Annotated in this window: 1 protein-coding gene; it reads right to left on the minus strand. The window is 41.8% G+C overall.

Annotation, left to right across the window (positions count from 1 at the left end):
- Positions 1-306, minus strand: a 306-nt coding sequence (locus tag ACFINS_RS10885) for an outer membrane protein (RefSeq protein WP_375706281.1), incomplete at both ends; no start/stop codon positions are given.

Here is a 306-nt window from a genome sequence, read left to right on the forward strand (position 1 = left end):
TGGTTTTGTAGCTCAGTTCGCTTCCTTCCTTCTCAAATTTCTTTTTACCGAAATCTGAGTAACGGTATTCTGCACGCAATAAAACATTATCAGTCATAGCAAAATCAACACCACCGCCAAGAGTGAAACCAACTAATGTCTTTGTTTTATCAAACAATTGAGCAGAAGCGATTTCTGCATCATCTGCTGCTTTTGTTACCTTAGTAGAACTGACAGCTTGTACCTGTGCATAGGAAACACCACCAGCAACATAAGGCATAATGCGATCAGCGGCTGTAAAACCAATGCGTACGCGAGTAGCACCAG

Origin of the sequence: Bartonella sp. AA2SXKL (assembly GCF_042197205.1) — a bacterium.
In the GTDB taxonomy this organism is placed as follows: Bacteria; Pseudomonadota; Alphaproteobacteria; order Rhizobiales; family Rhizobiaceae; genus Bartonella.